This window comes from Acetomicrobium sp. S15 = DSM 107314 (assembly GCF_016125955.1).
In the GTDB taxonomy this organism is placed as follows: Bacteria; Synergistota; Synergistia; order Synergistales; family Thermosynergistaceae; genus Thermosynergistes; species Thermosynergistes pyruvativorans.
The window spans coordinates 1-5,921 of record NZ_JADEVE010000438.1 but is presented as its reverse complement, the minus strand read 5'-3'; the positions used below and the strand labels follow the sequence as shown (position 1 = coordinate 5,921).

At 54.5% G+C, this 5,921-nt stretch carries 3 protein-coding genes; 1 reads left to right on the top strand and 2 read right to left on the bottom strand.

Annotation, left to right across the window (positions count from 1 at the left end; all coding sequences use genetic code 11):
* Positions 1-687: 687 nt before the first annotated feature.
* Entirely contained in the window at positions 688-2,448 is a 1,761-nt protein-coding gene (locus tag EZM41_RS13275; RefSeq protein WP_198471713.1) for a phosphodiester glycosidase family protein, read from the top strand.
* A 22-nt stretch (positions 2,449-2,470) separates the two neighbouring features.
* Here EZM41_RS13275 and EZM41_RS13270 read toward each other — a convergent pair whose 3' ends face one another.
* Together EZM41_RS13270 and EZM41_RS13265 are read right to left on the bottom strand one after the other, a co-directional pair.
* Complete coding sequence (locus EZM41_RS13270; protein WP_198471711.1) at positions 2,471-3,319, bottom strand: SDH family Clp fold serine proteinase; 849 nt, start codon at positions 3,317-3,319, stop codon at positions 2,471-2,473.
* A 125-nt stretch (positions 3,320-3,444) separates the two neighbouring features.
* Positions 3,445-5,921: ATP-dependent Clp protease ATP-binding subunit (locus EZM41_RS13265; protein WP_198471709.1), on the bottom strand; the 2,477-nt coding region annotated here is incomplete at its 5' end.

Here is a 5,921-nt window from a genome sequence, read left to right as displayed (position 1 = left end):
CGGCATCGGCCGCGCAGGCATACCGTGCACGATAGAAGAGATGACGCAGGTAAAAACCTATGTCTTGAAGGGTATTTTAAAATGATTTTTGATATGCTATAAATAGGGTGGGGTTATTTCGGACTTTGAAAACGCCCCGCTACTTAGCGAGGATCATTATATGTAGAATATTGATGCCTGTCAACAAACCGGTTTTCCTCAAAAATAATGTCTTCGAAATCTCATTGTTTCCCCACAATTGACAAAAAGGGCAACCATCCCAGTTTTCTTCAAAGGCTATGAGCCCACCTATCCCGTGGCGGTTGAAACGGTGGGAATTGATACTGGATCGCTGATGAGGTCAAACCTGCTAAGCTTAAACCCAAGCCTGTACATGCAGGCAAATCTGCTTTCCAGATGTGGATGAGAGTCTTAAGGGGATAGAAAGCAATCCTGCGACGTGCTTAAAAATTGCGTCAATTAAAGAAAACTATCGGCTACTTTAAGGGTTGTGCATATCAATTCACAAGACATCGTCGAGCCAGGCACCTCTGGCGACATAAGGTATAATCGATTTGCACCCATAGGGATTGAAGCTATAAGTCAATGTGCCCTGCTCGGCAATTTTAGAAGCTCAAATAGTTCTACTTTTACAGCATTCTGCCCCGGTTGTTCCACGATTGGGGTTCAGTTGCACGGGAGGCTATAATGAAGAAAAACGCAAAAAGTAAAGACCTGACCCCCGGGTGGGTTGCGGCGATACTGCTCATTTTTATACTTGGCCTTGCGGGCACAGGAGAGGCCATCACGCGGGGACAAGCGGTGGCTGAGATAATGAAGGCGCTTGAAATCCCCTTGCGCACTTCCAGCGGAGAGGCGATCAAAGACATCCCAAAAGGAGCGCCGTACGAAGCGGCAGCCCGCTCTGCGGCGGTTTACGGGATACTCCCACCAGGAGAATACTATTACCCCACCTTGGAGATCACCAAGCTTGAGGCCATATATTTAGCCATCCGCGCTATGGGGTGGAATCACGTGGCCCAAACTTCAAAAAAGCTCATAGCCGAGACCAACGGCACGTCCTCGCTCTCGTCTCCCTTCGTCCCATATGTAGAGATAGCTCAGAGAATGCAACCTACGATCCCTCAAGACTTGGTTGACCAACCCGAGGAGAACCTATCGGCAGCGGACCTTTCGATTCTGGCGCAGTGGCTAAGGGCATGCAAACAAGGTTGCGCTTTCGATAAGTCAGTAGATGTAGGCTTCGGAGAGCTCAAAGTCCATCGCCACGGCACGGGAGCTCCGCCCGCGACATGGATCATAAAGATAAAGGAATTTCCAATAGAGGCTACGCAAGCAGCTCAAAATCTCAAGGGCAAGTTAAAAGCGTTGGGGTATGACGTCTTGATCACATCGGACGACTGCGCACTCTACGTCGCTATAGGGCCATTTGACAGCTATTTAAAGGGGTGGAGGGCCCTTTCGGCGTTGCCGCAAGAATTTCGAGGGATACTCCTACCCCATGGGGGGCCACCCGCCGGAGCGCTGTTTTGGAGCGCTCTCGTTATCGATCCAAAAGTCGCGCCCAGCATCTTGACGGCCGCTCCCTTTGGCAAGAGGCGCCTTCCCATTTCCGAGATCGCCTCAGAGAGCGGCGCTAAAGCGGCCATAAACGGCGGCTACTTCGCGTGGGACCTGCCCATAGGTACCCTCAAGATCGACGGAACTTTGGCCCGTCACAGCTTCGGAGAAAGGAACGCTGCGGGCTGGGACGAAGGTGGCAACTGGCATTTCGGACCTGGAAACGTAAAGGCATGGCTGCATATCGGAGGCACGGCATTCCCCATAGACTGCCTTAACGAGCCGCCGAGCTTCAACGGCTTTTCCGTCTACACCCCTCACTTCGGTGCGCAGGCCATAAAAATACCGCATGACGCGATGGAAGGCTCTGTCAGGGAGGGCCTCTTGAGGTGGAAAACGCCCTCTGCTTCTTCTCAACACTATATTCCGGGAGATGGCTTCCTCGTCGTAGGAAGAGGACAAGCGAGAGTCTTTCTGGCCGGGACGAAATTGGGCACACCGGCGCAGATCGCGACTATTTTTACCGATCCAGCCTTTAATGAGACGAAAAACGTCGTCCAGGCAGGACCGCTGCTTATACACGAGGGAAGGCCATACTACAGAGATGAGCGCTTCGCGCCTACGCTGACAGAGGTAAAGCACCCCAGAACCATACTGGGACATGACGGGCAAAGAATTTGGTGGATAGTGATAGACGGACGGGATTCATGGCATAGCCAGGGAGCTACGCTCGAAGAGGCCCGAAAGCTCGCCTATGGCCTTGGCTTGAAAGAGGCGTTGAACTTAGACGGCGGAGGTTCCTCCGCTCTCTGGCTCGATGGGGTCTTGGTCAATCACCCACCGGGCGGAGAGGAGCGCCCCCTCCCCTACGCTTTAGTCGTCCCATAGAGATCGCGATCTTTCGCTTCCTTTACTGAATTACCCTCTTTTCCGACGGAGAGCTGTGGTACGGAAGCGGCACGTAGTGCACCGAAGGACGCCCCCTGCCCGACTGGGGATACAGGTGCATGAGCTGTCGTATTTCCTCATCCATATTCGTGGAGACGGGAAGCCCAAGAGATACAGCCTCTTCCGAGGATATGGGATAATCGTGCGTCCACCTTCCTTCGGACAACACCTGCGCGATGTCCCTGGCTTTATCCTCCGGCATCTTGTCCTTTAACAGACCGAAGACGAAGGTGCGCGTCTGACGAAGGGCCTTTGCGGCTACATCTGCCATTATGAGGGTCTGGTCGTCAATCTCGTTCTTGGGTTTTTCTTCCACCACCTTTAATATAGAGGCTGCCGGCATCTGTCCCAACTGAGGATCCACTGGCCCCAAGACGGCGTGTTCGTCCATGACTATTTCGTCTGCGGCAAGCGCTATGAGCGTCCCTCCGGACATGGCATAGTGCGGCACGAATACCGTCACCTTGGCCGGATGTTTCTTCAAGGCGCTCGCTATCTGTTCAGCCGCCAGAAGCAGCCCGCCGGGGGTGTGCATGATGAGATCGATGGGCATATCCTTAGGGGTCAGCCGTATGGCTCGCAGCACCTCTTCCGAATCCTCGATGTTTATGAAGTTCCTGGCGAACATGCCCAGAAAGCCGACGCTTTCCTGTCTGTGGATCAAAGTGATTACACGGCTCTTGGTTTTGTTCTCTATAGAGCGAATTGCCGCCATCCGTTGGCGCTCCAAGTTCCACTGTTTCAGCATCGGCATCAAGATGAAGAACAAAAATATCAGCCAAAAAATGTCAAAACCGCCATAGCCATACATGAGACAAAACCTCCTTTATAGGGCTAAAAATCACCGCTATTAACAGGATAATAACAGAAGCCGCGGGATATGACCATACCCATACCCCGCGGCTTCCTCTTATGATTTACAGTAAATCGATGGCCTTACCGCGCCGTATCGTTGGTGCCAGTTGCGGGCATAGCTTCTTCACCCGAGGCGGCTTCCCTCCTGAAGGTTAGCTTACCATCCTCTACATCCACGTATACCACATCGCCCAGCTTAATCGTTCCCTCCAAGAGTTCGTCAGCGAGCCTATCCTCTACCATCCTTTGGACGGTGCGCCTCAAGGGGCGCGCTCCGAACTTGGGATCGAAGCCCTCGGTCAACAACAGCTCCCTGGCTGCTTGGGAGACCACGATATGGACGCCCTGCTCCGAGAGGCGCTTTTCCACTTCTTTGAGCATGAGATCTACGATCTTTAAAAGCTCAGCCTTGCCCAGTGGTTTAAAGATCACCATTTCATCGATCCTGTTCAAGAACTCGGGGCGGAAGGTGTGTCGCACGGCCTCCCTTATGCGTTCGCACACTTTGTCCCAGTCCATAGCAGAGCCCTCTCCGGAGGAAAACCCGAGCGTCGTCCCTTTCATGAGGTCCTGAGCGCCGACGTTGCTGGTCATTATGATCACCGTATTGCGGAAGTCCACCACGTGGCCCTGACCGTCGGTCAACCTGCCATCTTCGAGGATCTGGAGCAAGATATTGAACACATCGGGGTGAGCCTTTTCTATCTCGTCGAAGAGGACAATCGAATAGGGGCGTCGCCTCACCATTTCTGTAAGCTTGCCACCCTCCTCGTACCCCACGTACCCAGGGGGAGCGCCTATGAGCTTCGACACCTCGTGTCTTTCCATGAACTCGCTCATGTCGAGGCGAATCATGGCATCCTCGCTGCCGAAGAGAAACTCCGCCAAGGCCCTCGCCATCTCCGTTTTGCCGACACCAGTCGGCCCGAGGAACAGGAAGCTCCCCACCGGTCGCTTCGGGTCCTTCAACCCGCTCCGTGCCCTGCGTATGGCACGGGCCACAGCGCTTACGGCCTCGTCCTGATCTATCAGGCGCTTATGGATTTCTTCTTCCATCCTGAGAAGGCGACGCGCTTCTTCTTCTGTAAGCTGCACTACTGGCACGCCGGTCCACTCCGACACGATAACGGCGACGTCCTCAGCGGTTACCATAGGTTCCTCTTGGGATTGCCTCGACCGCCACTCTTTTCGCTTCTGCTCCAGCTCTTCCGATAGGTGACGCTCTTCGTCTCTCAACTTTGCAGCCTTCTCAAACTCTTGAGAGGCCACAGCGGCCTCCTTCTCTTTCCTCACGGCTTCGAGCTTCTTCTCCAACTCGCGCAGAGATTCCGGCGCCTCCATCGTCGCCAACCTGGCCCTCGCCGCCGCCTCGTCGACCAAGTCTATGGCTTTATCCGGCAGGAAGCGTTCAGTGATGTAGCGCGCCGAAAGCTTAGCCGCTGCCTCGAGCGCCTCGTCCGTGATCTTCACGCGATGATGGGCCTCGTATTTATCCCTCAAACCATGCAGTATCGCTATCGTATCCTCTATGGTCGGCTCACCGACGAACACCGGCTGGAAGCGTCTTTCCAACGCCGCGTCTTTTTCGATGTATTTGCGGTATTCGTCAAGGGTCGTTGCCCCTATAACTTGAAACTCACCGCGCGCAAGGCTGGGCTTTAATATGTTCGCTGCGTCTACGGCCCCTTCAGCTCCTCCTGCCCCTACGAGAGTGTGAATTTCGTCGATAAAGAGGATTACGTCTTTGGCCTCTTTGACCTCTTTCACCAACTTGCGCATCCTCTCCTCGAACTCGCCTCTATATTTTGTGCCGGCCACTATATTGCCCATGCTCAACTGCATGAGGCGTTTGCCCTTCAAACTCTCCGGCACCTCGCCGGCTACCATCTTTTGCGCAAGTCCCTCGACGATGGCGGTCTTTCCTACGCCGGGATCCCCTATAAGGACGGGATTGTTTTTGGTTCTACGCGAGAGGATTTGTATAACCCGCTGGATCTCCTTCTCTCTGCCTATCACAGGATCCAGCTCGTGATTTCTGGCCATCTCCGTAAGGTCGATGCCGAGTTGATCGAGCGTAGGAGTCTTCGTGCGCGCGAGCTTCTTTTTGGGCGCCTCTCCTCCCTGCTCAGAGCTCGTCCGCTCTCCCCCGCTCAGGTAAGCCAAGACCTCCTGATATACCCTTTGCAAATCCAATCCCATGGACGTGAGGACTTGAGCGGCTACGCCCTCGCCCTCGGCGATAAGCCCCAAGAGCAGGTGCTCGGTGCCTACATAGCTCACGCCCATGTTACGCGCCTCGCGCATGGCCAGATCCAGGACCCCTTTGGCCCTCGGGCTCAAGGGAAGATCCACAGGCCTATCCTTCGGTTCTCCCCTGCCCACTATCGCCTCCACGCGCTGACGCACTTCATCCAAGTCTACACCCATGGACGTGAGGACTTGAGCGGCTACACCCTCGCCCTCGGCGATAAGCCCCAAGAGCAGGTGCTCGGTGCCTATAACGTCATGTCCGAGGCGCAAGGCCTCTCTGTGTGCCAACTGTATAACCCTTTTTGCTC